This is a genomic window from Nocardia sp. NPDC056064, assembly GCF_042266925.1.
In the GTDB taxonomy this organism is placed as follows: Bacteria; Actinomycetota; Actinomycetes; order Mycobacteriales; family Mycobacteriaceae; genus Nocardia.
In genome coordinates, this window is record NZ_JBHJWO010000001.1 from 2947160 (window position 1) to 2972277 (window position 25118).

Consider the following 25118-nt stretch of genomic DNA (forward strand, 5'->3'; position numbering starts at 1 on the left):
ACTCACTCGTCCAATCCGGAGAGTTCGCCGATCACCTTGCTGGCCAGCGGGCCCAGCGTCGCCATGCCGTCGCGGATCGCCGCGCGGGTGCCCGGCAGATTCACCACCAGGGTGCTGCCGGAGATGCCCGCGACACCGCGCGAGAGGCCCGCGTCCAGCGAACCGGCGACGCGGCCGGACGCGCGCAGCGCCTCGGTGATGCCCGGCAGGTCGCGGTCGAGCACCTGGGTGGTGGCCTCGGGGGTGACATCGCGCGGGGACATGCCGGTGCCGCCCACCGAGATCACCAGGTCGACGCCACCGATCACCGCGGTGTTGAGCGCGTTGCGGATCTCGACCTCCTCGGCCTGCACGCTCACCGAGGCGTCGACCAGGAAGCCCGCCTCGTTGAGCAGTTCGGTGACGAGGGGGCCGAGCGAATCCACGCCGCCATGCGCCGTCCGATCGTCGACGACAACAACCAGTGCACGCCCTGCCACGGGAGCATCGATGTCCATGCTCATCACCGTAGCGCCTACACACGACAGCGCAGCGCTCGAACGCATCATCGGCCCCCCTCCACCGCGGCGGCGGTGAGCGTGACCTCGACGGTCTTGGCGTTGCCGCCCTGCTCGTCGGTGTAGGTGAGCTTCACCTTGTCGCCCGGCTGGTGCGAGCGGACCGCGGCGATGAGCGCGTCACCGGAGTCGATGGGCCGGTCGTCGAGGCGGGTGACGACCGCGCCCGCCGGGATGCCCGCCGCGGCGGCGGGACTGTCGGGGGTCACCTCGAGCACGCGCGCGGCCGAGTCCTGGGGGCGCAGTTTGATGCCGATCTGGGCGTAGGTGGCGTGGCCGGTCTTGATCAGTTCGTCGGCGACGCGGCGGGCCTGGTCGACCGGGATGGCGAAACCGAGCCCGATGGAACCGCTCTGGGCCCCGGCCGCCTCGCCGCCGAGGCTGGCGATGGCGGTGTTGATGCCGATCAGCTTGCCCTGCCCGTCGACGAGCGCGCCGCCGGAGTTGCCGGGGTTGATCGCGGCGTCGGTCTGGATGGCGTCGATCACCGGGTTGACCCCGCTGGGCACGCCCTCACCGCTGGTGGAGACCGGGCGGTTGAGCGCCGAGACGATGCCGGTGGTGACGGTGCCCGCCAGGCCGAGGGGGGAACCGATGGCGATCACCGGCTGACCCACGGCGAGCCCGTCGGAGGTGCCCAGCTCGATCGGGGTGAGCCCGGTCTTGCCGCTGACCTTGATGACGGCCAGATCCGAGACCGGATCGGCGCCGATCATGGTGGCCGGAGCGGTGCTGCCGTCGCTGAAGACGACCTCCATCTTGGCGCCGCTGCCCGCGCCCGCGGCCACGTGATTGTTGGTGAGGATCAGCCCGTCCGAGGACAGCACCACCCCGGAACCCTCGCCCGAGGCGCGATTGCCCGCGACCTTGATCATCACCACGCTCGGCAGCACCCGCTGCGCGACCGCCTGGGTGGACCCGGCCGGCGCGTTGGCGACATTGTTGACCGCGGGCTTGGGCGCCTCGAGGGCGTTGGTGACGGTGGCGGAGTCCGAACCGGTCGCCAGCACGCCGACCGCGCCACCGATACCGCCGCTGACCAGCGCGATCGCCGTCGCACCCGCGATCAGACCCAGCCGCATGGGCTTCCGCGGCGCCGTCGGGGCGGGCGCGTAGGGGCCCGGATGACCACCGGGCACCGGCCCACCGAAGGACTGCGGCGGGACCAGGTAGCCCTGGCCGGTGTAGCCCTGCCCGCCCGGCAAGGGAGCGGTGTGCGCCTGCCCCGCGAAACCGGGGTCGCCGGTGAAGCCCTGCTCGCCCTGCGACGAAGTCACATAGCCCTGGCCCGTGAAGCCCTGGTCGCCTCGCGGCGGTGGGGTGAACCCCTGGTCGGGTGCCGGGTGGGCGGCATCCGGGCCGTGGGGCGGCGGGGTGTGCGCACCGGGGTGCGAATGATCCGCGCCACCCGCTCCGGCACCGGGCTGGTCAGCGGGTCGCTGCTGGGGATCGTCGGTCATGGTTTCAGTCTCCTCACGCTTGCCGACCAGCTTCGCGACGGCTACTGAGAGGCGCCTGAGATCGTGCCGTCAGTTTTCCGAGACTCCGCTTCCGCGCTCAGATCGCCGCGGAGTCGTCGGGGAACACCGGGGCCTCACCGGGCAGCACGATCCGCACCAGCGCGCCGCCGCGCGGGGAGGTGTCCACCACGATGGTGCCCCCGTGCTTGGTGACCACCTGTTTGACGATGGCCAGCCCGAGCCCGGAACCGGGCATCGACCGCGAGGCCGTGGTCCGGTAGAAGCGCTCGAAGACCAGCTCCCGCTCCCCCGGCGGGATGCCGGGACCCGCGTCGCCGACCGAGAGCTCCAGCAGACCCTCGCCCACCGGCCGCATGGCGATCCGGACCTCGCCCTCGGGCGGGCTCCACTTGGCCGCGTTGTCGAGCACATTGAGCACCGCGCGTTCGAGCCCGGCCTCGTGCCCGTAGACGAACCAGGGCCGCAGCTCGGCGGTGAAAGTGATGCCGGTGCCGCGCCTGCGGGCGCGTTCCAGCGCGCGCTCGGCCACGTCGCCCAGATCCACCCGGTCGTAGACGGTTTCGGGGGCGTCCTCGCGGGCCAGGTCGACCAGGTCGCCGACCAGGGTCGACAGCTCCTCGATCTGGGCCACCACGTCGGCGCGCAGCTCGGCCATGTCCTCGTCGGGCAGTTGCGGCGCGCCCGGCCTGCCCGAGGCGATGAGCAGTTCCATATTGGTGCGCAGCGAGGTCAGCGGGGTGCGCAGCTCGTGGCCCGCGTCGGCGACCAGACGGCGCTGACGGTCCCGCGATTCGGCCAGCGCGCGCAGCATGGTGTTGAAACTCTCGGTGAGCCGGGCCAGTTCGTCGTCACCGGTGACCGGGATCGGGGTGAGGTCGTCGGTGCGCGCGACCCGCTCGGTGGCGGCGGTGAGCCGGGCGATCGGGCGCAGGCCGGTGCGGCCCACCGCGGTGCCCGCCGCGGCGGCCAGCACCACGCCGCAGGCACCGACCACGAACAGCAGCCAGGCCAGCCGGTCGAGCACCTCGCGGGTGCGGTAGAGCTTCTGGGAGATGATCAGGGTGGCGCCGCTGTGCGTGCGCGCGGCCAGTACCCGCTGGTCACCGACGGTGCGCAGCGAGGAGTTGAGCTTGCCGTCGGCGACGGCGAGCTCCTGGGTGCCGACCGGCGGAATGGTCTGCTGGGGCGGCATGTAGGGCTTGTGGTCGGCGTAGATCAGCGCCACACCGACATCGTTGGAGAACAGCCCGGCCAGCACGATCGACTGGAAGCCGAGCGTCTCGAAGTTGTTGTTGATCATCGTGGCCGCGCGCGCCTCGAGCTGGGCGTCGACATCGTCGTAGAGCGAGCGCGCCACCAGCGCGTAGGCGGCGATCGAGGTCACCGCGACGGCGATGAGTACCACCGAGGCGGCCAGCAACGTCACCCGCCAGCGCAGCGAGACCGAGCGCGTCAGCGGCATCGGCGGACGCATCTCGCCCGCGTCGGGCGGGCGGCGCAGAGCCGCGACCGCGGGCTCCTTGGGTGCCATGCCCGCCGCCTACGGAGGGGTCTCGCGCAGCACGTAGCCCACGCCACGCACGGTGTGGATCAGCCGCTGCTCGCCATCGGCCTCGGTCTTGCGGCGCAGATAGCCGATGTAGACCTCGAGCGCGTTGCCGGAGGTGGGAAAGTCGTAACCCCACACCTCCTCGAGGATGCGGCCACGGGTCAGCACCCGGCGCGGATTGGCCATCAGCATCTCCAGGAGGGAGAACTCGGTGCGGGTGAGACTGATGGCGCGTTCGCCGCGCGCGACCTCCCTGGTGACCGGATCCAGCGACAGATCGGCGAACACCATCGCCTCCGACGCCTCGCCCGGATCGGGGGTTCGCCTGCGCAGCAGCGCGCGTAAACGCGCCAGCAATTCCTCCAACGCGAATGGCTTCGGCAAATAATCGTCGGCACCGGCGTCGAGACCGGCCACCCGTTCGGAGACCGAATCGCGCGCGGTCAAAACGAGAATCGGCAGATCGTCGCCGGTGCTGCGCAGCCTGCGGCACACTTCCAGGCCGTCCAGGCGCGGCATCATCACGTCGAGCACGAGGGCATCGGGCCTGGCAGCGGTCACTTTTTCGAGTGCGTCCATGCCGTCGACAGCCAGGTCGACCGTGTAGCCGTTGAAGCTCAGTGACCGGCGCAGGGATTCCCGCACGGCACGGTCGTCGTCGACTACCAGAATGCGCATACGCCCAGTTTGCCGTGACCGACTGAGAACGCACTGAGAGGGTACGCCGCGACGGCGGGCCGACCGGTTCCGCGGCGGCCCGGCGCCGAACGTTGGAGCTCTTGACAAAGCCGCGCGAATCGTCTTTGTGGCAGCGCATATTCGGCGAATTTCCGGGGGTGTGGCCCGGATTGCCGTTGATCACCCAGCACGGTATCTTTCCTGCGGTATAACAAGACCTCCAGTTGGTTCTGCGCTCGCATCGCTCCGCGACCTCCCCGCGCGGGCCGGAGTCACACGTGGAAGCAGAGGCAACGCACGCGGATGGAACCTGCATCGCGCTCCTGGCAATTCAGCCTGTCCAACTGGTCGGTAACGCGCAAGGTCGGTGTGGTGCTGGTGCTGCCGGTGATGCTGGCGACCGCCTTCGCCGTGCTGCGCATCAACAACGAGCTGCAGACCATGACCCAGCTCGGCGCCGCCACCGAACAGGCCACCGTCCTGCGTCCGGTCGTCAAGTTCGCCACCGCGACCGAGCAACTCGCCGTCGCCGCGACCGCCAACTGGGGCGCGATCGCCGACCCCCAGACCGACGCCGCCCTGACCACCTACGACCAAGCCCTCGCCGAGGTCCAGAACGCCCTGCGCTCGGCGCGCATCGACCCCGCCGTCGCCGCCGACCTCACCGCCGCGACGGCCACCGGTGCCACCCTGCGCAACACCGTGCGCGGCGGCTCGCCGGCGATGGTCAGCGAGCAGACCGACGAGATCGCCGACCGCATCGGCAACGCGCTGGCCAAGACCCCCGTGGTCGAGGACTTCGTCGTGCAGCGCTACTTCCTGCAGCTGACCGCGCTGCACCAGGCCCGCCGGGTGCTCACCCGCGAGCGCACGCTGGTGGTCTCGCCGGAGGCCACCAGCACCCCGAGCGCGCGGGCCAAGATGCTGATCGAGCTCGGCTCCGAGTCGACCATGATCAAGACCTACGGCATGATCCTGCCGGAGAACGCCGGCGCGATGACCTCGCTGCTCGACGGCGTGCAGACCCGGATCAGCGTGTTCAGCCAGAACAACGGCGACCCGACGAACAATGCCGCGGTGCTCAACACCCTGCAGGTCAGCGCCGACACCTACGCCTCCACCATCAACACCCTGCTCGACACCGTCGACCGCACCCTCGACGCCAACACCGCCACCGCCCAGACCGCCGCGCTGCGCGAGACCACGCTGGTGCTCGGCATGCTGCTGGCCGGTCTGGCGCTGGCCCTGGCGGTGGCGCGCACGCTGGTCGTGCCGGTGCGCAGGCTGCGCCGCGACGCGCTCGAGGTCGCGCACGTGAAGCTGCCCGACGAGCTGGCCGTGGTGCGCAGCGGCGGGGCGACCCCCGAGATCGCCCCGGTCGGCGTGCATTCCACCGACGAGGTCGGCCAGCTGGCCCGCGCGGTCGACGAGATCCACGAGCAGGCGCTGAATCTGGCCGCCGACCAGGCCCGCCTGCGCCTGCAGATCGGCAACATGTTCGAGACGCTCTCGCGGCGCAGCCAGTCGCTGGTGGAACAGCAGCTCGCGCTCATCGAGGAACTCGAGCACGAGGAGGACAACCCGTCGCGCCTGCAGACCCTGTTCCGGCTCGACCACCTCGCCACCCGCATGCGCCGCAACGGCGACAACCTGCTCGTGCTCGCCGGTACCGCGCTGCGCCGCGGGCACCTGCCGCCGGTGCCGCTGTCGGACATGCTCTGGAGCGCGGTCTCGCAGGTGGAGGACTACCAGCGCGTCGAGATCGGCAATGTGCCCGACGGCGTGGTGGCCGGTGAGTCCGCGGTCGACATCGAGCACCTGCTCGCCGAGCTCATCGACAACGCCCTGCGCTATTCGCCGCCGAGCACCTCGGTGGCCGTCATCGTCGGCCGTGCGGTCGACGGCGGGTACCTGATCGAGATCACCGACCGTGGTCTGGGCATGTCGGCCGAGGATCTGCAGACCACCAACGACCGGCTCGCCTCCGGTGGTGAGGTCACCATCGAGACCGCCCGCCGGATGGGTCTTTTCGTGGTCGGCCGGCTGGCCAAGCGCCACACCATCACCGTCAGCCTGCGGCGTACCGCCGGGCAGCCCGCGCAGCCGGGCATCACCGCCAGCGTGCATCTGCCCAGCGCGCTCGTCGCGCCCACGCCCGCGTCCTCGGGGCCGCCGACCGGCCCCAACCCGATCGTCACCGGCCCGAACCCGCTCGTGCCCGGCGCGATCGGCCCGCACGCGCTGACCCCCGCCGACATCACCGGCCCGAACCCGATCATCGCGCCCGACCCGGCCGCGCTGCTCCCGTCGGCGGCGACCGGCCCGCACCCGCTGGTCCCGTCGGGTGCGACCGGCTCGAATCCGCTGGTCCCGTCGGCGGCCACCGGTCCACATCCGCTGGTGCCCCCGGCCGCGACCGGGCCGCATCCGCTGGTCCCGTCGGCGGCCACCGGCCCGCACCCGCTGGTGCCCCCGGCCGCCCCCGGCGCGCACCCGCTGGTGCCGACCGGTCCGCATCCGCTCGTCCCGACCGGCCCGACGCTGGTCCCCCTCGACGCGAACGCCCCGCGTACCGAAGCCGGTCTGCCGCAGCGCCGTCCGGCCGCGGTGCCGCCGCCCCCGCCCGAGCCGGTGGCCGTCGAGTCCGAGGAACCCACCGGTCTGTGGGCCGAGCACGAACACGACACCGACGATCTGCCCGTCCCGCCCGCCGACCCGGAGCCGCTCGCACCGCGCACCGTCACCCTGCCGCAACGCCTCACGGCGCCCGCGCCCGTCGAACCGGAACCGGAACCCGAACCGCGGCGCCCTGAAGCCGAGCCGAACCCGACGAGCACCCGGTTGCAGCCGGTCACCGGTGAGGCGCCGACACCCATCTACCAGCGGATGGTCTCGGAGTGGCTGGTCGAACCCGCCACCGCCGCCACCGAATCCGGCGGCACCGGCGGCGCCTCCTGGAGCGCGCCCGGCGACGACGGCTGGTCCGCGGCCGCCAGCGCGGGCACCCCGCCCACCTCCTCCCGTACCGTCGGCGGCCTGCCGATCCGCAAACCGGGCGCCCAGCTGGTGCCCGGCGGACTCTCCCCCGCCGAGGAAGCGGGCGCGCGCGATCCCGAGGAGATCCGAAGCAACTTGACCCGACATCTCAGCGGCGTCCGCAGTGGCCGCGCCGAGATCCAGCACAACGACGGAGGCCTCGAATGAGCAACGCGCATCCCACGGACGAGAATCTGAACTGGCTGGTCGCCCGCTTCACCCGGGACGTGCCCGGTGTCTCGCACGCGGTGCTCGTCTCCGCCGACGGTCTGCTGCAGGCGACGAGCCCGCACCTGCCCTCCGATCGCGCCGAGCAGCTGGCCGCGGTGACCGCGGGCCTGGCGAGCCTGTCGATGGGCGCGGCGCATCTGTTCGACGGCGGCAAGGTGATGCAGTCGATCGTGGAGATGCAGCGCGGCTACCTGCTGGTGATGAGCGTCGGAAACGGCTCGCACCTGGCGGTTCTGGCCAACAAGAGCCACGACATCGGCCGGATCGGCTACGAGATGGCGTTGCTCGTCGACCGGGTGGGCTCGGCGGTCACCGCCACCGCCCGCTCCGCCGGCTGAGGTGAGATGTCGAGCCCCTACGGATCTGAAAACCGGCCGACGACACGGGTCAGGCCCTATGCCCTGACCTCCGGCCGCACCGAGCCCGCGATCGCGCTGCCGCTGGAGGCGGTGATCGAAACGGTCTCCTATACCGCACACTTGGAGTGGCCCGCAGGCGATCTGCGGACCGAAATCGTGCGTCTCGGCACACATCGGCTCTCGGTCGCCGAAATTGCGGCATACCTCGGGCGCCCACTGGGTATGGTCCGGGTGATGATCGGTGATCTCGTAGTAGGCGGGATTCTTCGAGTGCATTCGACGCTGACCGAGCAGGCGAGCTACGACGAACGCCGATCACTGATGGAGAGGACTTTGCGTGGACTCCGTGGCCTCTGATGGCATGCGCCCACCGACACCGGACCAGCGCGTCGCGTCGACGAAGATCGTCGTGGCGGGCGGATTCGGTGCAGGCAAGACCACTTTCGTGGGGGCGGTGTCGGAGATCGTGCCACTGCGTACCGAAGCGATGGTCACCCATTTCTCCGACGGCATCGACGATCTCGCCGAGACGCCGGAGAAGGAGACCACCACCGTCGCCATGGACTTCGGCCGCATCGTGCTGCCGGGCAACCTGGTGCTGTACCTGTTCGGTACGCCGGGCCAGAAGCGTTTCTGGTTCATGTGGGACGACCTGATCCGCGGCGCCATCGGCGCGGTCGTGCTGATCGATACCCGCAGGCTGGAGGACAGTTTCGCCGCCGTCGACTTCTTCGAGGCGCGCGGGCTGCCGTTCCTGATCGCGGTCAACCGCTTCCCGAACGCCCCGCGCTTCCCGATCGCCGAACTGCGCGAAGCGCTCTCGGTGCGCGAGGGCATCCCGATCGTCGACATCGACGCGCGCAATGCCGTCGAGGTCCGTCAGGCACTGGCGGCGGTGACCGAATACGCCATCGCCCAGCTCGAGCCGCAGCAGTTCGAGGGGGCGGGCAGGCGTGGTTGACACGCTCGCCGCGACCGGGGCCGACGCGTTCGGGCGTGGCGGCGGGGTCGCCTGGCTCGCCCCGGCGCTGTCGATGCTCGGCGCGCTGGTGGCCTTCGCCTGCGTGCGTCATGCCAGGTACTCGATCAAGTTCCGGCTGCTCTGGCTGACGATGGCGGCGGTCTCACTCGGCGGAGTCGGGCTGTGGCTGGCGAATTCGGTGGCGCTGCTCGGTGTGCGGGTGCACGACAGCCCGGTGCGCTACAGCGGGGCGATCGGCACCTCGGCGCTGGCCATCGCGGTCGTCGGGGTGCTGGCGGGCCTGCTGATCGGCGGGCGGGCACCGCATCTGCCGCGGGTGATCGTCGGCGGGCTGACGATGGGCCTGAGCATCGGTCTGTCGACGTATCTGACCCTCGACGCCCTCACGGTGCAGGGCGATGTCGAGGAGTCGCTCGGGTTGACCGGCCTGGCGATGCTGGCCGCGATGGCACTGTGCACCGCGATGCTCTGGGCGTTCCAGTCGGTGCGCCTGATCGGGCTGCGGGTGCTGGCCTCGGCGCTGTTCGCGCTCGGCGTGGCCGGGGTGTACCACCTGGGTGTCTCGGCGCTGGAGTTCTCGATCGACCCCGGCACCCGCGCACCGGTCGGGCTGCAATTGTTCGATCTGGTGTTCCCGATGTTCGTGATCGGCGCGCTGGGCCTGACGGTGCCGATCACCGCGGTGCTGGTGGCACCGGACCGGCGGGACGTCACGACCAGCTAACGTCCGGTTTGCCGGAAAATTTGTGGACGCGCGCCCCATTCGCGAAATCCCGCGCGGCAGGCCGGATTCGGCCGGAAAACCACCCCTGAAGTGGCGATGAGCGGGTTCCCCGTCACCGGAGAACCCGCCCTCGTGCACGAGAGTACATACCCGCCCAAGACTCCGCATCAGGTGTTCCGGAATTCTCTTGTGCCAGAAAACAAACCGTAAGTCCGCAATCGCTTCGCCAGCAATCTCCCGGCAAGCCCATCGACCCTCTCTCGCCAAGTGGCATGCGTCACAGCGTTAACCGGCGGATTGCCCCACTCCCATCGCGGGCCCCTGAGCAGGCACGACAGTGCACCAGCAACCCCCCTGGACAGCACCCGGCGCGTTCGCGCCCCACGCCCGGCCCGGCGGGACTATGGTCGCGGATGGGCGCTGTCCGTCTCGCCCAGTACATCCCCGGGTTCGTTCGAAGGAGTTCGCATGGCCGTCAACGTGGTACTCGACAAAGTTCTCGACAAGGAATTCGAAAACAAGACGCTCGCGGAGATCCTCGCCGCGCCCCCGTCGGCCCTGGCCGGGCTGACCGAGGCGCACGACAAGCAGCTGCTCGAGGCGCTCAAGATCAAGACCATCGCCGACCTGGGCAACAACAAGTTCTTCCAGCTCGCCGCGACCCTCGTAGCGCTCGCCGAACGCGAGGGCTGAGACATCAGCGGCTGGCGCCGCGGGTTTGCGGCCCCCTTAAGCCTCGCGTCCGAGGGGCGATACTTCGGCTTCGCCGTTACGTCTCGCCCCTCGGACGCGAGGCGGGCCGCAAACCGTTGTCGCTGAGCCGGATACGCAACGGCCTGCCAGGTATCACCTTCCCGGCAGGCCGTTGTGGTGTCGGTCGCCCGACTCCGGCGCGGCGCGTCCCTCAGATCCGCGAAGGGTCGATCAGGCCACGTCGCACTGCGTTGACGATACGTCGTGGCACCCGGTATTCCACGCCCGCCACGGTGACCGGAACCAGTTGTGGCACCGCGGCCTTCCACTGCGCCCGCCTGCTGCGGGTGTTCGAGCGCGACATCCTGCGCTTGGGAACCGCCATGACTCAGCCCTCCTTGCCCGCGCGGGCGCGCTTGCCGTACTTGCGCTCGAACTTCTCCACCCGGCCCTGGGTGTCGAGATTGCGATGGGTGCCCGTCCAGAACGGGTGCGAATCCGAGGTCACGTCGACCATCAGCAACGGGTAGGTGTTGCCGTCGGCCCACTCGACGGTGCGGTCGCTGGTCGCGGTGGACCTGGTCAGGAACTGCTTGCCGGTGCTCGCGTCCTCGAAGACGACCGGGTGGTAGTCGGGGTGGATGCCCGCTTTCATGCTGATTCTCCTCGGGGGTTGGTGCGCTCGCTCGCCGTGGCGGGTGCCTCGGCGGGATCGGCGCAGGGGTCTTCGTGCCAGTCGCCGAAGGGGTCCTCCCACAGCGCGACTCGCTCCGGCGCGCGGTCGACCAGCAGCAGCTCGTCGTCCTCGACCAGGGCCCAGTGCAGGGCGTGCCGGATCTCGGCGGGGTCCACATCGTGGGCCAGGATCACCAGCGACACATCGCGATCACCGAAGCGGTCGTCCCAGCGCAGCGCGGCCATGGCACGGCGGTCCGGATCGGCCTGCGCCTGCTCCTCGGGACTCATCGCCGCGAGCCAGCGCCCGGCACTGCCCACACGCAGTCCGCCGCCCGCGGACTCCAGCCAGACCACCTGATCGGGCTGGGTGGCCAGCCAGATCCGGCCGCGCGCGGTGACGACACCGTCGAAGAGCACATCGAGCGCGTCGTGCAGGCGCACCGGATGGAACGGCCTGCGCGCGGCGAACTCGATGAGCGAGACACCGCAGTCGGTGGTCAGCGGCGGCTGCCCGCGCAGCAGCGGGGCGTGCGCGTCGAAGACTCGGCCGCGCCGGGAATCGGCGGGCATACGGGTCAGCAGCGCGCCGATCTCCACAGCGTCGAAACCGGGCAGTTCGTCGAGCCAGGCCGTGGGTGCCGCCGGTGCCAGCCGCTCCAGCACCGCGCCCAGCCGCTCGCGCTCGAGCGCGTCGACCCCGGCCGAGAGCACCACCAGCGCGTCGGCGAACTCGACCTGCCCGACCGCGACTTGGGCGACCGTGCGCTCGTCGTCGGCGGCGGCCAACCCGCGATCGGCCAGTGCCTCGTCGCCGGTCGCGTCGCCCAGCCACTCGTGGCCGTCCAGGCAGGTCAGCACGGCCTCGATCCGCACGTTCCGGCTCGCGGGCCCGTCGACCCGATCGGCCACCCCGGTGACCTCGACGTTCTCGATCGCCTGGCACAGCGCCTCGGCCTCGATCGCCGGGTCGAGCGCCAGCACGATGCGGCGCACCGGCTCGCGCGCGGCCAGCGTGCACAGCATCGGCAGCAGGTCGGCGCGCAGCGTGCACGACACACAGCCGTGCGCCAGTTCGAGCACGGTGGTCGTGACATTGCCCGCGGTGCGCACGGTGCGCCGCACCACGCCTTCGCGCAGTTCGGCGAGGTCGTGGTGCACCACGACGGTGCCCGCGTCCTGGCTCAGCGTCGCCGCGATGTGCTCGACGCCGCTCATGGCGGGTCCGGAGAAGCCGGCCAGCAGCACCACGGGCGTTCTCCGGTCGGACTGGTCCAGCACCCGATACCCCTTTCGATAACGATTTTCATTTACCCGAGGGCCAACGGTACAGTGCGGAATACCTGTTGTCGAAAATGGTTGTCATATCCATGGAGGGAGGTCGCATGTCGGCCCACTGCCAGGTCACCGGTCGCAAGCCCGGGTTCGGGAAAGCCGTCTCGCACTCGCACCGGCGCACCAACCGGCGCTGGAACCCCAACATCCAGCGCAAGACCTACTACCTGCCCAGCGAGGGCCGTCGCATCACGCTGACGGTCTCCGCCAAGGGCATCAAGACCATCGACCGGGACGGGATCGAGGCCGTGGTGGCCCGCATCCGCGCCCGCGGCGACAAGATCTAGGAGCTGATCCGTGGCCTCGAAATCGACCGATATCCGCCCGATCGTGAAGCTGAAGTCCACCGCGGGCACCGGCTACACCTACGTCACCCGCAAGAACCGGCGCAACGACCCCGACCGCCTGGTCCTGCGCAAATACGACCCCGTCGTGCGCAAGCACGTCGACTTCCGCGAGGAGCGCTGATGGCGAAGAAGTCCAAGATCGCCCGCAACGAGCAGCGCCGCGCGATCGTCGAGCGCTACGCCGCGCGCCGGGCCGAGCTCAAGGAGCTCATCCGCAAGCCGGACACCAGCGAGCAGCAGCGCGCGGCCGCGCAGGCCGAACTGCGCGCCCAGCCCCGCGATGCCAGTCCGGTACGATTGCGCAATCGGGATGCTGCTGATGGACGGCCACGCGGCCATCTCCGGAAGTTCGGCCTTTCCCGTGTCCGTGTGCGCGAGATGGCCCACCGGGGCGAGCTCCCCGGGGTCCACAAATCGAGCTGGTAAGGAAAATTCCATGGCAGTGAAGCGAGCACCGTCCAAGAAGGCACGCGCCGAGCAGGGCCGCAAGCCGAAGAAGAACCCGCTGATCGCGGCGGGCATCGAATACGTCGACTACAAAGACGTCAACCTGCTGCGCACCTTCATCTCCGACCGCGGCAAGATCCGCAGCCGCCGGGTCACCGGGCTGACCCCGCAGCAGCAGCGGCAGGTCGCCGTCGCGGTGAAGAACGCGCGCGAGATGGCGCTGCTGCCCTTCACCACCACGAAGTAGGCGCGCCGACGAAAAGTGGCCCCGAAGCTATAGCCTCGGGGCCACTTTCGTGTCTAACGCAACCACCGCGGAGGGAGTCTTACGACCGACCGTTCGCGGCCGGGTCGCCGGTCAGGCGCTGCGGCGTACGCGACGAAGGAGCAAGCCGCGGTGCCTGACCGGCGGCCCCTCGGGGCCGCGAACACGCGGCCCCGGCCGCCAGTGTCACGGGATGGTGAGGACCTGGCCCGCGTTGATCAGGTCCGGGTTGTCGATGCCCGAGGCCGAGGCGATCTCGTGGTAGCGGTTGCCGTCACCGTAGAAGCGCTCGGAGATGGCCCACAGGGTGTCGCCCGGCTCGACCGTGTAGGTCTGCGCGGCCGGCGGCGGGGGCACCTCTTCGGCGATCGGGGCGGCGGCCACCGGCTCGGGCTCCGGGGCGGGCAGCGGGTTGTCGGTGTTGGTGGCGGTGGCCCACGCGACCGAGTCGTCGGTGCCGTAGATCACGACGTTGCGGTCGGGCTGCACCACGAGCCGCTCGACATTCTTGCCCGCGGTGTCGGTCGCCCACACCCGCGCGCCGTCACCCTTGTAGAGGACGAAGTCGCCGTCGATCTGCAGGGCCGCGCGCTGCACGTCCTGTCCATGAGTTTGTGCGGCCCACACGACGTTGCCGTCGGGCTCGGACAGCACCAGGTTGCCGTCCGGCTGCAGGGCCAGGGTGTACGCACCGCCGGTCAGGGACTGTCCCAGTCCCAGTTCTTCGCCTACGCGCAGCGTGTCGCCCACGTTCGTCCTTTCGAAGATCCAGTTGCAGAGCATCCAACAAAGCGATGCTCGCCGTATGCCACGGCGTCGCATCGCAGCCGAATGTAGTCCCCGCAGAGCCGAAATGGGTGAGTTACGCGCACGGTTCGCGGAAAGTTCACTGTGGGCTGCGTCGCGTTTAGAATGCGCCCGCTGTGCGCACGGGCGTCCGCGCGCGGCCGTCTAGGCTGATCGCCATGAGAACCGTCGCGCGCACCGCAGCCGCCCTGGCCGCCCTCACCCTGCCCCTCACCGCGTGCGGCACCTCCGATTCCCCAGCGTCCCAACCTGACACGACCACCGTCGCCGAGGCCCCCGGCGCCGCCATCGGCCACCGCTTCACCCCCGACCCCACCATCCTCGAACCCCACACCGTCCCCCTGGATTCGTGGACCCGCCTGAGCGACAACACGATCGCCGTCAACTTCCAGACCGGTAACCCCCAGTGCTTCGGCATCGACGCCACCGTCACCGAATCCCCCGACTCGGTCACCATCACCCTCCACGGCGGCACCCGAGCCGACGCCGCCGGCAAAATGTGCACCATGAACCTCATCTTCGGCACCACCGAACTCCCCCTCCAGTCCCCCCTGGGCACCCGCCAGGTCCTCGGCACGAAGTAGCCCGGCCACACCTCACCGACGAGGAAACCCGATGGGGCAGAGATGAATCGAAGACTGGGGTGAACGGCAACGGGTGCCGCACCGTGGTGGTGTGGCACCCGTTGGGGTTCGAGGGGATTCAGTGGGCGAAGTGGCGGGCGCCGGTGAGGTAGAGGGTGACGCCGGCTTCCTTGCAGAGTTCGACGGTGTCCTTGTCGCGGATCGAGCCACCGGGGTGGACGATGGCGCGCACGCCCGCGGCGACCAGGATCTGGGGGCCGTCGGAGAACGGGAAGAAGGCGTCGGAGGCGGCGACGGAACCGGCGGCGCGGTCACCGGCGCGTTCCACGGCGAGCTTGCAGGAGTCGACGCGGTTGACCTGGCCCATGCCGACACCGACGGCGGCACCGTCGTTGGCCAGCAGGATGGCGTTGGACTTCACGGCACGGCAAGCGCGCCAAGCGAATTCGAGGTCGGCCAGGGTGGTGGCGTCGGCGGGGTCGCCGGCGGCGAGGGTCCAGTTGACCGGGTCGTCGCCCGCGGCGTCGAGCACATCGCGGTCCTGCAGCAGCGCGCCACCGCTGATCGGGCGCAGCTCCACGCCCTTGCGCTGCGGCGGCTCGGCCACGAGCACACGCACATTCTTCTTGCGCTGCAACACTTCCACCGCACCGGGCGCGTAGCCGGGGGCCACGATCACCTCGGTGAAGATCTCGGCGACCTGCTCGGCCATCTCCACGCTGACCTCGCGGTTGGCCGCGATCACGCCGCCGTAGGCGCTGACCGGGTCGGTGGCGTGCGCCCTGCGGTGGGCCTCGGCGATATCGGCGCCGACGGCGATGCCGCACGGGTTGGCGTGCTTGATCACCGCGACGGCGGGCTCGTCGAAGTCGAAGGCGGCGCGCCAGGCGGCGTCACCGTCGGTGTAGTTGTTGTACGACATCTCCTTGCCGTGCAGCTGCTCGGCCTGCGCGATGCCGACCGTGCCGTCGTTGCTGGTGTACAGCGCGGCGGCCTGGTGCGGGTTCTCGCCGTAGCGCAGCACCGCGGCGCGCGCCCAGGACCCGGCGACCCAGTTCGGGAACTGCTCGGTCTCCTCGGCGACGGCGGGCACGGCGACCGAGCCCATCCAGCTCGCCACGGCGACGTCGTAGCTGGCGGTGTGCTGGAAGGCCTTGGCGGCCAGTGCGGTCCGCTCCGCGAGGGTGAACCCGCCGGACTTCACCGCGGCGAGCACGTCGTCGTAGTCGGTGACGTCGACGACCACGCCGACCGACGGGTGGTTCTTGGCGGCGGCACGCACCATCGACGGCCCGCCGATGTCGATCTGCTCGACACACTCGTCCACACTGGCGCCACTGGCCACGGTCTGGGTGAACGGGTAGAGGTTCACCACGACCAGCTGGAAGGCTTCCACGCCGAGCTCCACGAGCTGCTCGACGTGCTCCGGACGGCGGGTGTCGGCCAGGATGCCCGCGTGCACGCGCGGATGCAGCGTCTTGACGCGGCCGTCGAGGGTCTCCGGGAAACCGGTCAGGTCCTCGACCTTGGTGACCGGAATGCCCGCCTCGGCGATCTTGCCCGCGGTCGAGCCGGTCGACACCAGTTCCACGCCCGCGGCGTGCAGTCCGGTGGCCAGCTCGACGAGCCCGGTCTTGTCGTAGACGCTCACCAGCGCCCTGCGGATCGCCTTACGTTCACTCACCGGTGTGCTCGCTCATCTGGAATTTCTGCCTTTCGTCCGTCGGAGACAATGCCTCGCGTCGCGACGGCGGCGATGACCTCCGCCAGCAACCGTCGCTCGACAACCTTGATGCGCTCGTGCAGGGCGGCCTCGTCGTCGCCGGGCAGCACGTCGACCGCCTCCTGCGCCAGAATCGGGCCGGTGTCCACGCCCCCGTCGACCAGGTGCACCGTGCAGCCGGTGACCTTGGCGCCGTAGGCGAGCGCGTCACGCACCCCGTGCGCGCCGGGGAACGACGGCAGCAGCGCGGGATGGGTGTTGATGAACCGGCCGCCGAACCGCGCGAGGAACGCGGGGCCGACGATCTTCATGAATCCGGCGGAGACGACCAGGTCGGGCCGGAAGGCGTCGACGGCCTCGGTGAGCGCCTCGTCCCAGGCGGCTCGGTCGGGGAAATCCCCGACGGCGACGCGGAAGTGCTCGATCCCGGCGGCCTCGGCGTGCTCGGTGGCCGCGCAGACCCGGTCGACGCCGACCGCGACGATCTTCGCGGGATAGCCGGGCTCCTGGGCGGCGGCCAGCAGGGCGGCGAGCAACGAGCCGGTGCCCGAGGCGAGGACTACGACGGTGGCCGGATTGCTGGTCAGCGCTCTACTCCTGCGTGTGGTCGGATGGCGGCGATCGGCGATACCGCCGGGTCGAGCTTAACGACCGGTGGTCGTGTCACCTTCCGGCAGGTCCGCCTCGACCACCTCGGCGTCGACGATCTCCTCGGTGGGCTCGGTGGTGGAGCCCGGGGCGGCGATGCTCACCTCGACGTCGTCGTCGATGTCCTCGACGAGTTCGGCGTCGACCTCGACGCCGGTGTCGGTGTCGTCGTAGGTGTCCTCGTCGTCGTAGTCGTCGTCGGGGTCCTCGTCGTCCTCGTCGTCGTAGTAGTAGTCGTCGTCCTCGTCGTATTCGTCGTAGTAGTCGTCGTCCTCGACGGGCGCGGCCGGTGCCAGGAAGCGGCGGGCGAACACCATGCCGACGAAACCGCCGAAACCGAACCAGGTCACCATCAGCGGGACCAGCATGAGCAGATCCGTCCCGACCCAGCCGACAGCGCCGAGCTGCCCACTGGCGAGGACGGTGAGCACCAGGAACGCCAGGGTCGACAGACCGGCGGAGGTGAGCGTGGCCCAGGGGGCGCCGGGGCGGTCGTCGCTGGTGCGGCCGAGTTCGACGCCGCCGAGCACGCCGACGGCCAGCGGCACCAGCAGCAGCGCGGGCCACCAGGCCGAAGCCGGGCCCTCGGGCACCGGGATCAGCGCGGGCACCGCAGGCAGCGAGGCGCCCTCGACCCCGAACAGACCGGCCGAACCGGTCCCGAACTGCACCGCGGCGCCGGACAGCAGCCCGGCCGCGGCGATCACCACATTCGGCAGATACAGCAGCGCGAGCAGGCTCGTGCCGAGCACATCGGTGACGTTGTGCGCCTGCTGGTAGGTCGTCTCGAAGCGCGACAGGTGCGCGAACAGCGAGATCACCGTGGCCAGCGTGGCGCAGCCGAGCATGCGCAGCACGGTGCGGCGGGCGGCACGGGCACCGAGCACCGCCCAGCCCGGGATCTGCACGGGCAGCAGCGCGCACACCTCGGGCCAGGCCCGGCTGACGATCCCCGCCGCGGCCGCGCCCAGGTACAGCACGATCACCCAGCCGAACGCCGAGATCGGCCCCGGCGGTTCGAGCGGGGTGACACCGGCGGCGTCCCCGGTGACGGCCAGGCACACCGCCGTCATCAGCAGCGGTCCGGCGAGCACGGCACCGGCGAGCCAGGCCAGGTCGATCGGTTGCGGCCGGTTGGGCACGGCCCGCGCGCATTCGCGGGCGGCCAGCCAGACCAGCGCGGCGGTGGGTACCAGCGGCAGCAGCCCGAGGGTCGTGCGGCCGACGGTGAGCGGAATCTGGTGGGCGGCAAGCCAGGTGGCCCCGACCGCGGCGGGCGCGCTGGTGAGATCGGTGCCGGTGGTCAGCATGACCACCAGGACGAGCAGCACCGTGGCCGCCAGTGCGCAGATCGTCGGCCGGGCGGCGACCAGCAGCAGGGTCCGCGCGCGCTCGGGCGAGGGGGTCCACCAGCCGGGTTCGCGACCCGGCGGTGGTGCGGCGGCGGTCGCCCCGCGGCCGAGCGACCCGGAGGTCCGGCGCACCAGGGCGTTACGGGAGCTCATGACAATTCAGCGTGGCAGCTTCCCCGGCGGGCGCGGGGCAGGCGCGCCGCGAGCCCACAGGCACACCTGTGGGCTCGCGAATCGCACCTCCTGCCACGCGCGGCGGCCGTCGGTTTTACTTCTGGTCGTCGTTCGGGCGGAACGCGGTGGTGGCGTCGGAGGCCGGATCGGCTGTCTGCTCACCACCGAACGGCTGACCCGCCGCGGTGCCCGGCTGCGCCGAGGGCGCACCGTAAGACGAGCCACCGAACGGCTGCCCCGGCTGCTGGCCGCCGTAGTTCTGCGTGGCGCTCTCGTCCGGACGCGGCTGGGCCTGCTGCTGCGGCTGCGCGCCGTAGGGCGACTGCTGCTGCGGCTGGGCACCGTACTGCTGACCGTAGGGCGACTGCTGCTGCGGCTGCTGGCCGTAGGACGGCTGCCCCGGCTGCTGCCCGTAGGACGGCTGCTGGGCCTGCGGCACCGACGGCTGGCTCTGCTGACCGTAGGGCGACTGGGTGGGGTACTGACCACCGGTCGACGGCTGGCCGAACGCCTGCTGCTGCCCGTACTGCTGCGGCTGGCCCGGCTGACCGTAGCCACCCTGCTGGCCGTAACCCTGCTGCCCGTACTGACCGTACTGGCCCGGCTGCTGCTGCGGCTGAGCCGGTTTCGGCGCGGGCGCCTTGATGATGCCCAGGCCGAACAGCAGCGCCAGCACCAGCAGCACCGCGACGATGAACGACAGCGCGGTGATGACGTAGGAGCCCCACTGCAGCTCGGTGCCGTCGCCGGCCTTGATCAGCGACACCACGATGCCGACGAACCCGGCCACCGCGGCGGCCGCGGCCACACCACGCACATTCTGCTTGGGTAGCAACGACAGTCCGGCCAGCAGCGCGGCCAGCAGCACCAGCGTGGCGTTGGCCGAGCCGGTGGTCTCGAAGATGGAGGCGGTCTCGGTGGTCTTGAGCAGGGTGATGCCCACGAACGGCGCGAAACCGAGCAGGAACGTCACCACACCGAGTCCGGCCGCGGCCGCGGTCAGGAGGAAGGGCAGGCCCTTGGCCTCCGCGCCGTCGGCGGTCGATGGCGCAGCCGCGGCGGCTCCGGTGCTCGGGCCCTGGCTGGGCGCGGCGGGTGTCGCGGGTGCGTTGTACCCGGAGCCCCCGGTCGGGTATGACATGTCGTCGTCTCCTTGTCGAGTCGTGCGCATCGGTCGCGTCGAACTGACTGGTGGTGATCCGGTCTTGACGCTACTGCACGCGCTGTCCCGGGTCATCACCAACCGATCGGCCTGTGGACAAACCACGGCCTGTGGATGAATCGACGAAGGCCGCCTCCCGTAAACCTGGGAAGCGGCCTTCGTAGTGTGAGATCCGTCGGATCACGCGGAAGCGATCGACGCCTTCTCCAGGATCTCGCGGGCCAGCGCGGCGGTGGCGGACGGCGTCTTGCCGACCTTCACACCCGCGGCCTCGAGGGCCTCCTGCTTGGCCTGCGCGGTACCGCCACCACTGGAGACGATGGCGCCGGCGTGGCCCATGGTCTTGCCCTCGGGCGCGGTGAAACCGGCGACGTAGCCGACGACCGGCTTGGTCACGTTGGCCTTGATGTAGGCCGCGGCGCGCTCCTCGGCGTCACCACCGATCTCGCCGATCATGACGATGATCTTGGTCTCCGGGTCCTTCTCGAACGCCTCGATGGCGTCGATGTGGGTCGTGCCGATGACCGGGTCACCGCCGATGCCGATCGCGGTCGAGAAACCGAAATCGCGCAGCTCGTACATCATCTGGTAGGTCAGCGTGCCCGACTTCGACACCAGGCCGACCGGGCCCTTGCCGGTGATGTTGTTCGGGGTGATGCCGACCAGCGCCTCGCCCGGGGTGATGATGCCGGGGCAGTTCGGGCCGATGATGCGGGTCTTCTCGCCCTTCTCCACGTTGTAGGCCCACGCGTAGGCGGAGTCCTGCACCGGGATGCCCTCGGTGATGACCACGAGCAGCGGGATCTCCGCGTCGATGGCCTCGATGATGGCGTCCTTGGAGAAGGCGGGCGGCACGAACGCGATGGAGGTGTCGGCGCCGGTCTTCTCGATCGCCTCGGCGACCGAGCCGAACACGGGCAGCTCGATCTCGTTGCCGTCCTTGTCGGTGTGGGTGACCGTGGTGCCGGCCTTGCGCGCGTTCACGCCACCGACGATGTTGGTGCCCGCCTTCAGCATCAGCGCGGTGTGCTTGGTGCCCTCGCCGCCGGTGATGCCCTGGACGATGACCTTGTTGTCCTTGTTCAGGAAGATGGACATGTCAGTGTTCCTTACTTGGCGGTGAAGGCGAGTTCGGCGGCCTTGTCGGCGCCTTCGTCCATGGTCTGGGCCAGGGTCACCAGCGGGTGGTTGGCGTCGGCGAGGATCTTGCGGCCCTCCTCGACCTTGTTGCCGTCGAGACGGACGACCAGCGGCTTGGTGGCCGCGTCACCGAGCACCTCGAGGGCGCCCACGATGCCGTTGGCGACCGCGTCACACGCGGTGATGCCACCGAAGACATTGACGAACACGCTCTTGACCTGCGCGTCACCCAGGATGACGTCCAGGCCCGCGGCCATGACGGCCGCCGAGGCGCCGCCGCCGATGTCGAGGAAGTTGGCGGGCTTCACGCCGCCGTGGTTCTCACCGGCGTAGGCGACGACGTCCAGGGTCGACATGACCAGACCGGCGCCGTTGCCGATGATGCCGACCTCACCGTCGAGCTTGACGTAGTTGAGGTCGTTCTCCTTGGCCTTGAGCTCGAGCGGGTCGGTCGCGTCGACGTCGGCGAACTCGAGGTGGCCGGGCTGACGGAACTCGGCGTTCTCGTCCAGGGTGACCTTGCCGTCGAGGGCCAGGATCTCGTCGGACGGGGTGCGCACCAGCGGGTTGACCTCGACCAGGGTGGTGTCTTCCTTGGTGAAGACCTCCCACAGCTTCTGGATGGTCACGGCCGCGGCGTCGAGCACGTCGGCGGGCAGGTGGCCCTGCTCGGCGATCGAGCGGGCGAAGGCCAGGTCGACACCCTTGACGGCGTCGACGGGGACCTTGGCGAGGCGCTCGGGGGTCTTCTCCGCGACCTCTTCGATCTCCATGCCGCCCTCGACCGAACACATGGCCAGGTAGGTGCGGTTCGAGCGGTCGAGCAGGAAGGAGATGTAGTACTCCTCCGCGATGTCCTTGGCCTCGGCGACCAGGAGCTTCTTGACGATGTGGCCCTTGATGTCGAGGCCGAGGATGTTCTGCGCGTGGGTGAACGCGTCCTCCGGGGTGGCCGCGTACTTGACGCCACCCGCCTTACCACGGCCGCCCACCTTGACCTGCGCCTTGACCATCACCGGCTTGCCGATTTCCTCGGCGATCGCGCGCGCTTCTTCGGCCGTGTCGCAAACCCGGCCCTCGGACGAAGGCACTCCGTGCTTAACGAAGAGCTCCTTCGCCTGATATTCGAAGAGATCCATGTACTCACCGTCTCGTCTGCGTTGCTATGACAACGTCTTTGTTGGCGGCCCGACGTCGGTAGCGGGTCGGGTCGGACTCTAACCAGTCACATGGAGGGCCAATCGGCCACATTCATCCTAAGTGGCGCAGGTCACGACCCATAACGGGAGGTCCACAAAACCGCCGGTCAAGGCTACTGGCGAGTAGTTTTCGGGCGATTTGCGGCGGCGTGGCAGGTCGGGCCGGGTAAAGCCGGAACGGTCCGACATCTACTACGTTATGTCGTCGACAGACCTCACCCGAGGAGGTCGAAAACGGTGAGATATCGGGTTGCGTTACAGTGACGAATCTCACAGGTAGGTGTAGGTTTCCGACCAGCGCTTGCCACCCTGCAATCGCTTCGTTACCGTCAATGCGGTCGAAGTCACAACCAGGTCACGACAACCAGGTCACGACTGGCAGGTCAGGACTGAGGAGGACGACAAGCTTGAGGCACTTCAGCACTCGCTTGGCACAGCCGTCGGCGATTCGGCGCAGCCGATGAACCACCGCTCCACCTTCTCTCTCGACGGTCAGCAGCAGACCGGACATCGCTACCGGTACACCGACGAATACACCTCGCATCCGCGGGCCGGGCACGCCCCCGCCGCGCAGCCGGATACCGCGTGGCCGCGCACCGATTCCTGGCACACCCAGAACAACTGGTCCGGTGACGCCGCCTGGACCCCCGCCGACGACGAGTGGACCGCCGACGAGTCCGACTCCTACGACTCCGGCACCTACAGCAGCGCCACCTGGGAACCCGCCGCCTCCGACGGCGCCTACGCCGACCCGCCCGAGACCCACCGCGCCGAACGGCGTGGCGGCGCGCACCGCGTCCCCGCCCCGCCCACCGCGCTGAAGGGCCGCGCCGCGGTCATCGCCGTCGCCGCCGGTGCGGTCGTCGCCGCCGGTCAGGCCGCGATGGCCTCCCCCGAACAGCCCAACCACGGCGTCGACTACGAGGCCGCGGGCCAGATCCACGAGATCGCCGCGCAGTCGATGAACACCGCCGGTCTCGACGACCAGGGCAACGCGCCGCAGGTCCTCGACGCCACCGCCGTCGCCGACAAGAACGACTTCGGCGACATCCTCGCCAAGGGCGCGAAGTTCGCCGAGGACCTCGCCGCGCAGGAGTCCGCCAAGCTGCGCCCGCTGTTCGCCAAGTTCGCCGCGGGCAGCTACACCTCCGGCTTCGGCGCCCGCTGGGGCGTCCAGCATCTCGGCATCGACGTCGCCGGTCCGATCGGCACGCCGATCTACACCGTCGCCGACGGCACCGTCATCGAGGCGGGCCCGGCCTCCGGCTTCGGCATGTGGGTGCGGGTGCTGCACGACGACGGCACCATCACCATCTACGGCCACATCGACACCGCCACCGTCTCGGCGGGCGAGCGGGTGCTGGCCGGCGATCAGATCGCCACCATGGGCAACCGCGGCTTCTCCACCGGCCCGCACTGCCATTTCGAGGTGTGGCTCAACGGCACCGACAAGATCGACCCCGTGCCGTGGCTGGCCACCCGTGGCATCAGCCTGGGTTCCCAGCGCGACTGACGACGAGGTGACCAGCGGCACCCTTCCCAGTGCCGCCGGACCCGATTAGCGTTCCAGCCATGGCTGGTACGACGAAGTACACACAGTTCATCGCTCTCGCACCGGAATCGGTGTGGGCAGTGCTGGGGGATCTCGAGCGTTGGCCGGAGTGGAATCCGGGTGTGCGGTCGGTGCGGATGCGCGGGGCGACAGCCCTCGGAGCCACCGGTGACTACCTACCCAACGGGGAAGTCGCGGCGCGAGTCCACGGCCGGTTCGGAAAACCGTTCCGCGTCACCGTGTTCGAGCCCGCGCGGGAGCTGAGCATCGAGCAGCCCGAACCCGCGGGCACCATGCATCTCACCTGGCGCCTGGCCGAGCGTGACGGCGGCACCGAGCTCACCCAGGAACTGCGTTTCACCGGACCGTCGGCCGCCGCCGCGCGCACCGTGGTCCGGCCGTTCATCGAAACCGCCGCGCGCGTGAACTTCTCGCGACTGGCGCGGCTCGCGGGAGTGGTTCCCGCCGAGGACGCGCTCACCACCGTCATCGCCGGGGGCACCGGCGCACTGGGACTGCAGATCGCCGCCGACCTCACCTGCCGCGGTCAGCGCGTCACCCTGTTGACCCGCCGCCGTGATCCCGCGCTGCCGTTCCGGCAGACCGAATGGGACGGCCGGTCGGTCGGCGCGTGGTCCGCCGAGCTCCGTGAGCCCGGCCGCCTCGCGGTGATCAACCTCGCGGGCAAACTGGTCGACTGCCGCCCCACCGAACGCAATGTCGCCGAATTGCGTTCCAGCCGAGTCGATTCCACCACCGCACTCGTCGCCGCCGCCCGGCTGCGCGACACCCCTGTGGACTACTGGATCCAGGCCAGCACCACCGCGATCTGGTCGGACGCGGGCGAAACCCGATGCACCGAAAGCACTCCCCTGCCCGTCGGCCTGCCGCAGATGACCGGGGTCGCCCAGCCGTGGGAAGAGGCCTTCGACCCCGCGCGCGCCGACCACTGGACGATCCTGCGCACCTCCATCGTCCTGGACCCCGACGCCCCCGCCCTCAAGCGCCTCGGTCAGCTCACCAAGGCCGGGCTCGGCGGCCGCGTGGGCCCCGGCGACCAGTGGTTCAGCTGGATCCACATCGAGGACTGGCTGGCGCTGGTGCGCGCCGGTCTCGGTCTCGACCCCGAGGTCACCCTGCCCGACGGCATCCTCGTCGCCGCCACCGAGAACCCGGTCCGCAACACCGAACTCATGGCCACGCTGCGCCGCACCCTGCACCGGCCCCCGGCGCCGCCCACCCCGTCGGCCATGCTCACCGTCGGCGCCGTCGTCCTGCGCACCGACCCGGCCCTCGGCCTCACCGGCCGTCACGCCACCTCGGAAATCCTCCCGAAGACCGGCTTCACCTTCCGCTACCCCACCCTCGAGGAAGCCCTCACCGACCTGCTCCCCAGCTGAACCCCGGGTGAGAGGAAG

Annotated in this window: 27 protein-coding genes; 13 read left to right on the forward strand and 14 right to left on the reverse strand. The window is 70.2% G+C overall.

Annotation, left to right across the window (positions count from 1 at the left end):
• Positions 1 to 2: 2 nt before the first annotated feature.
• The 4 genes from ACFC06_RS13620 to ACFC06_RS13635 form a co-directional block, all read right to left on the reverse strand.
• The gene (locus tag ACFC06_RS13620; RefSeq protein WP_375930051.1) at positions 3 to 548 is read right to left on the reverse strand and encodes a molybdenum cofactor biosynthesis protein B; all 546 of its coding nucleotides are present in this window, start codon (positions 546 to 548) and stop codon (positions 3 to 5) included.
• Positions 545 to 2017: a trypsin-like peptidase domain-containing protein gene (locus tag ACFC06_RS13625; protein WP_375930052.1), complete on the reverse strand. Its 1473-nt coding sequence runs from the start codon at positions 2015 to 2017 to the stop codon at positions 545 to 547. The genes ACFC06_RS13620 and ACFC06_RS13625 overlap by 4 nt, the downstream gene beginning before the upstream one ends.
• A gap of 97 nt (positions 2018 to 2114) precedes the next feature.
• Complete coding sequence (locus ACFC06_RS13630; protein ID WP_375930053.1) at positions 2115 to 3569, reverse strand: ATP-binding protein; 1455 nt, start codon at positions 3567 to 3569, stop codon at positions 2115 to 2117.
• A gap of 9 nt (positions 3570 to 3578) precedes the next feature.
• A complete protein-coding gene (locus tag ACFC06_RS13635; RefSeq protein ID WP_375930054.1) occupies positions 3579 to 4265 on the reverse strand; it encodes a response regulator transcription factor in 687 nt (228 codons plus the stop codon).
• Positions 4266 to 4568: 303 nt separating this feature from the next.
• On the opposite strand from ACFC06_RS13635, the gene ACFC06_RS13640 reads away from it, so the two are divergent.
• The 6 genes from ACFC06_RS13640 (at position 4569) to ACFC06_RS13665 (ending at position 10290) form a co-directional block, all read left to right on the forward strand.
• On the forward strand, positions 4569 to 7469 hold the full coding sequence (locus ACFC06_RS13640) for an ATP-binding protein (RefSeq protein ID WP_375930055.1): 2901 nt from the start codon (positions 4569 to 4571) through the stop codon (positions 7467 to 7469).
• A complete protein-coding gene (locus tag ACFC06_RS13645) occupies positions 7466 to 7870 on the forward strand; it encodes a roadblock/LC7 domain-containing protein (RefSeq protein ID WP_019049250.1) in 405 nt (134 codons plus the stop codon). Before ACFC06_RS13640 ends, ACFC06_RS13645 begins: the two co-directional genes overlap by 4 nt.
• Before the next feature lie 6 nt (positions 7871 to 7876).
• Positions 7877 to 8248: a DUF742 domain-containing protein gene (locus ACFC06_RS13650; protein ID WP_278261366.1), complete on the forward strand. Its 372-nt coding sequence runs from the start codon at positions 7877 to 7879 to the stop codon at positions 8246 to 8248.
• Between the two features lie 4 nt (positions 8249 to 8252).
• Positions 8253 to 8852 carry an ATP/GTP-binding protein gene (locus tag ACFC06_RS13655; RefSeq protein ID WP_278261890.1) on the forward strand — a complete coding sequence of 200 codons (600 nt, stop codon included), beginning with the start codon at positions 8253 to 8255 and terminating at the stop codon, positions 8850 to 8852.
• On the forward strand, positions 8845 to 9597 hold the full coding sequence (locus ACFC06_RS13660) for a hypothetical protein (RefSeq protein WP_375930056.1): 753 nt from the start codon (positions 8845 to 8847) through the stop codon (positions 9595 to 9597). The genes ACFC06_RS13655 and ACFC06_RS13660 overlap by 8 nt, the downstream gene beginning before the upstream one ends.
• A 468-nt stretch (positions 9598 to 10065) precedes the next feature.
• The gene (locus ACFC06_RS13665; RefSeq protein ID WP_336084385.1) at positions 10066 to 10290 is read left to right on the forward strand and encodes a hypothetical protein; all 225 of its coding nucleotides are present in this window, start codon (positions 10066 to 10068) and stop codon (positions 10288 to 10290) included.
• Positions 10291 to 10501: 211 nt separating this feature from the next.
• Here the strand turns inward: ACFC06_RS13665 and rpmF are convergent, their stop codons facing one another.
• From rpmF to mrf, 3 genes are read right to left on the reverse strand one after another with little or no spacing between them, the layout of a single operon-like run.
• Entirely contained in the window at positions 10502 to 10675 is a 174-nt protein-coding gene (gene rpmF, locus ACFC06_RS13670; protein ID WP_375930057.1) for a 50S ribosomal protein L32, read from the reverse strand.
• Positions 10676 to 10678: 3 nt separating this feature from the next.
• Entirely contained in the window at positions 10679 to 10945 is a 267-nt protein-coding gene (locus ACFC06_RS13675) for a type B 50S ribosomal protein L31 (protein ID WP_375930058.1), read from the reverse strand.
• A complete protein-coding gene (gene mrf / locus ACFC06_RS13680) occupies positions 10942 to 12246 on the reverse strand; it encodes a ribosome hibernation factor-recruiting GTPase MRF (protein ID WP_375930059.1) in 1305 nt (434 codons plus the stop codon). Before mrf ends, ACFC06_RS13675 begins: the two co-directional genes overlap by 4 nt.
• 104 nt (positions 12247 to 12350) lie before the next feature.
• Here mrf and rpmB point away from each other — a divergent pair, with 104 nt between their 5' ends.
• Genes rpmB through rpsR form a run of 4 tightly spaced genes read left to right on the forward strand, consistent with a single transcriptional unit; the run spans position 12351 to position 13341 of the window.
• A complete protein-coding gene (gene rpmB, locus ACFC06_RS13685; RefSeq protein WP_019049258.1) occupies positions 12351 to 12587 on the forward strand; it encodes a 50S ribosomal protein L28 in 237 nt (78 codons plus the stop codon).
• A 10-nt stretch (positions 12588 to 12597) separates the two neighbouring features.
• Positions 12598 to 12768, forward strand: coding sequence for a 50S ribosomal protein L33 (rpmG, locus tag ACFC06_RS13690; RefSeq protein WP_019049259.1), 171 nt, complete (start codon positions 12598 to 12600; stop codon positions 12766 to 12768).
• On the forward strand, positions 12768 to 13073 hold the full coding sequence (gene rpsN / locus ACFC06_RS13695; RefSeq protein ID WP_375930060.1) for a 30S ribosomal protein S14: 306 nt from the start codon (positions 12768 to 12770) through the stop codon (positions 13071 to 13073). Before rpmG ends, rpsN begins: the two co-directional genes overlap by 1 nt.
• A gap of 10 nt (positions 13074 to 13083) precedes the next feature.
• Entirely contained in the window at positions 13084 to 13341 is a 258-nt protein-coding gene (gene rpsR, locus ACFC06_RS13700) for a 30S ribosomal protein S18 (RefSeq protein WP_067979995.1), read from the forward strand.
• Between the two features lie 204 nt (positions 13342 to 13545).
• Here rpsR and ACFC06_RS13705 read toward each other — a convergent pair whose 3' ends face one another.
• The gene (locus ACFC06_RS13705) at positions 13546 to 14109 is read right to left on the reverse strand and encodes a LysM peptidoglycan-binding domain-containing protein (RefSeq protein ID WP_375930061.1); all 564 of its coding nucleotides are present in this window, start codon (positions 14107 to 14109) and stop codon (positions 13546 to 13548) included.
• Positions 14110 to 14324: 215 nt separating this feature from the next.
• On the opposite strand from ACFC06_RS13705, the gene ACFC06_RS13710 reads away from it, so the two are divergent.
• On the forward strand, positions 14325 to 14750 hold the full coding sequence (locus tag ACFC06_RS13710) for a hypothetical protein (protein WP_375930062.1): 426 nt from the start codon (positions 14325 to 14327) through the stop codon (positions 14748 to 14750).
• Between the two features lie 118 nt (positions 14751 to 14868).
• Here the strand turns inward: ACFC06_RS13710 and purH are convergent, their stop codons facing one another.
• The 6 genes from purH to sucC form a co-directional block, all read right to left on the reverse strand.
• Positions 14869 to 16434, reverse strand: a complete 1566-nt coding sequence (gene purH, locus ACFC06_RS13715) for a bifunctional phosphoribosylaminoimidazolecarboxamide formyltransferase/IMP cyclohydrolase (RefSeq protein ID WP_375930063.1) — start codon at positions 16432 to 16434, stop codon at positions 14869 to 14871.
• Complete coding sequence (gene purN, locus ACFC06_RS13720; RefSeq protein WP_375935474.1) at positions 16431 to 17102, reverse strand: phosphoribosylglycinamide formyltransferase; 672 nt, start codon at positions 17100 to 17102, stop codon at positions 16431 to 16433. The genes purH and purN overlap by 4 nt, the downstream gene beginning before the upstream one ends.
• A gap of 15 nt (positions 17103 to 17117) precedes the next feature.
• Positions 17118 to 18626: a DUF6350 family protein gene (locus ACFC06_RS13725; RefSeq protein ID WP_375930064.1), complete on the reverse strand. Its 1509-nt coding sequence runs from the start codon at positions 18624 to 18626 to the stop codon at positions 17118 to 17120.
• Positions 18627 to 18741: 115 nt separating this feature from the next.
• Entirely contained in the window at positions 18742 to 19788 is a 1047-nt protein-coding gene (locus ACFC06_RS13730) for a DUF5336 domain-containing protein (protein ID WP_375930065.1), read from the reverse strand.
• Between the two features lie 201 nt (positions 19789 to 19989).
• On the reverse strand, positions 19990 to 20907 hold the full coding sequence (gene sucD, locus ACFC06_RS13735) for a succinate--CoA ligase subunit alpha (RefSeq protein ID WP_375930066.1): 918 nt from the start codon (positions 20905 to 20907) through the stop codon (positions 19990 to 19992).
• Positions 20908 to 20918: 11 nt separating this feature from the next.
• Complete coding sequence (gene sucC / locus ACFC06_RS13740) at positions 20919 to 22088, reverse strand: ADP-forming succinate--CoA ligase subunit beta (protein WP_375930067.1); 1170 nt, start codon at positions 22086 to 22088, stop codon at positions 20919 to 20921.
• A gap of 520 nt (positions 22089 to 22608) precedes the next feature.
• Between sucC and ACFC06_RS13745 the strand changes: the two genes are divergently transcribed.
• Together ACFC06_RS13745 and ACFC06_RS13750 are read left to right on the forward strand one after the other, a co-directional pair.
• On the forward strand, positions 22609 to 23661 hold the full coding sequence (locus tag ACFC06_RS13745) for a M23 family metallopeptidase (protein WP_375930068.1): 1053 nt from the start codon (positions 22609 to 22611) through the stop codon (positions 23659 to 23661).
• 59 nt (positions 23662 to 23720) lie between these two features.
• Positions 23721 to 25100 carry a DUF1731 domain-containing protein gene (locus tag ACFC06_RS13750; RefSeq protein WP_375930069.1) on the forward strand — a complete coding sequence of 460 codons (1380 nt, stop codon included), beginning with the start codon at positions 23721 to 23723 and terminating at the stop codon, positions 25098 to 25100.
• The last annotated feature ends 18 nt before the right edge of the window (positions 25101 to 25118 follow it).

Bases quoted from the DNA above. Each gene is read 5' to 3' on its own strand.
- ACFC06_RS13620 (WP_375930051.1), bottom strand. From the start codon at position 548: ATGATGCGTTCGAGCGCTGCGCTGTCGTGTGTAGGCGCTACGGTGATG.
- ACFC06_RS13625 (WP_375930052.1), bottom strand. From the start codon at position 2,017: ATGACCGACGATCCCCAGCAGCGACCCGCTGACCAGCCCGGTGCCGGA.
- ACFC06_RS13630 (WP_375930053.1), bottom strand. From the start codon at position 3,569: ATGGCACCCAAGGAGCCCGCGGTCGCGGCTCTGCGCCGCCCGCCCGAC.
- ACFC06_RS13635 (WP_375930054.1), bottom strand. From the start codon at position 4,265: ATGCGCATTCTGGTAGTCGACGACGACCGTGCCGTGCGGGAATCCCTG.
- ACFC06_RS13640 (WP_375930055.1), top strand. From the start codon at position 4,569: ATGGAACCTGCATCGCGCTCCTGGCAATTCAGCCTGTCCAACTGGTCG.
- ACFC06_RS13645 (WP_019049250.1), top strand. From the start codon at position 7,466: ATGAGCAACGCGCATCCCACGGACGAGAATCTGAACTGGCTGGTCGCC.
- ACFC06_RS13650 (WP_278261366.1), top strand. From the start codon at position 7,877: ATGTCGAGCCCCTACGGATCTGAAAACCGGCCGACGACACGGGTCAGG.
- ACFC06_RS13655 (WP_278261890.1), top strand. From the start codon at position 8,253: ATGCGCCCACCGACACCGGACCAGCGCGTCGCGTCGACGAAGATCGTC.
- ACFC06_RS13665 (WP_336084385.1), top strand. From the start codon at position 10,066: ATGGCCGTCAACGTGGTACTCGACAAAGTTCTCGACAAGGAATTCGAA.
- rpmF (WP_375930057.1), bottom strand. From the start codon at position 10,675: ATGGCGGTTCCCAAGCGCAGGATGTCGCGCTCGAACACCCGCAGCAGG.
- ACFC06_RS13675 (WP_375930058.1), bottom strand. From the start codon at position 10,945: ATGAAAGCGGGCATCCACCCCGACTACCACCCGGTCGTCTTCGAGGAC.
- rpmB (WP_019049258.1), top strand. From the start codon at position 12,351: ATGTCGGCCCACTGCCAGGTCACCGGTCGCAAGCCCGGGTTCGGGAAA.
- rpsN (WP_375930060.1), top strand. From the start codon at position 12,768: ATGGCGAAGAAGTCCAAGATCGCCCGCAACGAGCAGCGCCGCGCGATC.
- rpsR (WP_067979995.1), top strand. From the start codon at position 13,084: ATGGCAGTGAAGCGAGCACCGTCCAAGAAGGCACGCGCCGAGCAGGGC.
- ACFC06_RS13710 (WP_375930062.1), top strand. From the start codon at position 14,325: ATGAGAACCGTCGCGCGCACCGCAGCCGCCCTGGCCGCCCTCACCCTG.
- ACFC06_RS13725 (WP_375930064.1), bottom strand. From the start codon at position 18,626: ATGAGCTCCCGTAACGCCCTGGTGCGCCGGACCTCCGGGTCGCTCGGC.
- ACFC06_RS13730 (WP_375930065.1), bottom strand. From the start codon at position 19,788: ATGTCATACCCGACCGGGGGCTCCGGGTACAACGCACCCGCGACACCC.
- sucD (WP_375930066.1), bottom strand. From the start codon at position 20,907: ATGTCCATCTTCCTGAACAAGGACAACAAGGTCATCGTCCAGGGCATC.
- sucC (WP_375930067.1), bottom strand. From the start codon at position 22,088: ATGGATCTCTTCGAATATCAGGCGAAGGAGCTCTTCGTTAAGCACGGA.
- ACFC06_RS13745 (WP_375930068.1), top strand. From the start codon at position 22,609: ATGAACCACCGCTCCACCTTCTCTCTCGACGGTCAGCAGCAGACCGGA.
- ACFC06_RS13750 (WP_375930069.1), top strand. From the start codon at position 23,721: ATGGCTGGTACGACGAAGTACACACAGTTCATCGCTCTCGCACCGGAA.